Consider the following 2,252-nt stretch of genomic DNA (forward strand, 5'->3'; position numbering starts at 1 on the left):
GGTTTCCCATTCCATAATCAACAATCGCTACTTTCATTGCTTCTCCTCAGGCCGTCTGAAAACATTTAATGATTAATATAATAATAAGAATGATTGTAGCAAAAGATGGTTTAAAACAAAATATTGTCGATATACAAGACAAATAATAAAGGCCGTCTGAAATCACGATCGGTTTCAGACGGCCTTTATTCATTCACACGATGCCTTATTCTTCAGATGCGGCTTCTGCTTCTTCCTGAACAGACTCTTCGCTCAGCGTACCTTTGGTAGAAGGCGTTTGACCCATCATGCGCGGATCGTATTCAACCGCCATGCGCAATGCGCGGCCGAAGGCTTTGAAAACAGTCTCGGCTTGATGATGTGCATTACGACCTCTAAAATTATCGATGTGCAAGGTCATCATGCTGTGATTCACAAGGCCGTGGAAAAATTCTTCAAACAAATCAACATCAAAACAGCCGATCAGGGCGCGGGTAAAGTCGATGTTGTACACCAAGCCAGGGCGGCCGGAAAGGTCGATGACTACACGGCTCAACGCTTCATCCAACGGAACATAGGCATGACCATAACGGGTAATGCCGGCTTTATTGCCAAGTGCTTGTTTCAAGGCCTGACCCAATACGATACCGATGTCTTCAACCGTGTGATGGTCGTCAATGTGCAAATCGCCTTTGCAGGTAATATCCAAGTCAATCAAACCATGACGCGCCACTTGAGCAAGCATGTGTTCAAGGAAAGGAACGCCGGTATCCAAGCGGTATTTGCCGGTACCGTCAAGGTTGAGGCTAACGGTAATTTGGGTTTCGCAGGTATTGCGGGTAACAGTAACAAAACGGCCTTCAGTTGAAACACCAGCTTCGGCTGTTTCGACAGTTTGTTTTTCCAAACGCGCCGCTTCAACTGCTGCTTTTTCTTGGTCTTTGCTGTGATCACGGTTCAGCCAGCCTTTGCGTTTGTGCATACCGGATTCCAACTTCGCAGCCAGGCTCGGACGAATGCCGCGTGCAGACTCATCGCCTGCTTGTTGTTCCAAACGGCGTTTGAGCTGAGACAAAGAGGCGGAGTTTTCATAACCGCATGCGCGTGCGAGTTTGGTCAATGAGCCGGCTTCTTCAACCAGTAACAGAAAATTGGTCAAATGCAGTTGAGCTTTGTTCATAATGGTAGTTTCCTTGAAATCAAAGATTGGGGTAAAGGTTTCTAATAACGGCCAAGACGGCATCATTTTGCGCTGCCGAGCCTATGGTTATGCGGACACACTGATCCAAAAGCGGATGGCTGCCATGCAGTTTTTTAATCAGTATGCGGTTTTGCTTCAATGTTTCAAACAGCTCGTTCGCATCAGGTACGCGAACGGTAATAAAGTTGGCTTCGCTCGGAAAAACTTCCAAACGGTTTAATTTCAACAATTCATTCATCACGCGCGAACGCTCGTTTTTTAATGTATCAATGTTTTGCTGAATGATTGGATGATGCTTCAATGAGAATTTCGCCGCCGCCAAGCTTAATTGATTCATATTGTAAGGCGGAAGGATTTTGGCCAGTTCACCCATAATGCTTGGGCTTGCCGCCGCATACCCCATCCGTAAGCCGGCAAAGCCGATTTTACTGATGGTGCGCATTACGACCAGGTTTTCGACTTCGCCCGCCCACGGAAGGAAACTGTCATGATGAAACGCACCATATGCCTCATCGACAACCACAATGCCGGTATCCGCACGAATGACCGCCTCTACTTCTTCTCGCTTAAAGCACACGCCGGTAGGATTATTGGGATAGGCAATAAAAATTAATGACGGCTGATGTTGCTCGATAGCGGTCAAAACGGCAGGGAGATTTAAAGAAAAATCTGGATTTAAGGGAACGCCGACATATTCCATGCCATAAAGCGCGGCATTATGACGATACATAACGAAACTTGGCTCAATACCCAATACACGCGCATTTGGTTTGGCAACCAGCATAGTCAAAAATTGGATAAGCTCATCGGAGCCGTTACCCAATGCGATTTCCGCTTTATCGGGAATACCGAAAACCTCCCTCAATTCTTCATAAATACCGCTCTTGGCAGCATGGGGATACAAATGAATCGGCGCCTGCTTTGCCAAGTCCGCCCATTCCGATAATAAAGATTCATACCCGGCGAAAGGATGATGCGGACACTCCATGGCGTCCAACTTAATAAAACCTTCCGGCAAATCAGCAACCTGATAGGCTGTCATTACTTTAATATCATCACGGATAACATCAGC

General features: G+C 46.5%; 2 protein-coding genes. Both read right to left on the reverse strand.

The genetic code is table 11. The features are described from left to right. Positions 1 to 205: 205 nt before the first annotated feature. Positions 206 to 1,159, reverse strand: coding sequence for an imidazoleglycerol-phosphate dehydratase HisB (gene hisB, locus ACTHUE_RS16035; RefSeq protein ID WP_070460185.1), 954 nt, complete (start codon positions 1,157 to 1,159; stop codon positions 206 to 208). Positions 1,160 to 1,178: 19 nt separating this feature from the next. Beyond that, the gene (gene hisC, locus ACTHUE_RS16040) at positions 1,179 to 2,243 is read right to left on the reverse strand and encodes a histidinol-phosphate transaminase (protein ID WP_440423977.1); all 1,065 of its coding nucleotides are present in this window, start codon (positions 2,241 to 2,243) and stop codon (positions 1,179 to 1,181) included. Positions 2,244 to 2,252: the final 9 nt, after the last annotated feature.

This window comes from Neisseria sp. P0021.S005 (assembly GCF_051956955.1).

What these genes read in the sequence shown, in the direction of transcription:
- hisB (WP_070460185.1), bottom strand. Translation starts at nt 1,159, where the DNA reads ATGAACAAAGCTCAACTGCATTTGACCAATTTTCTGTTACTGGTTGAA.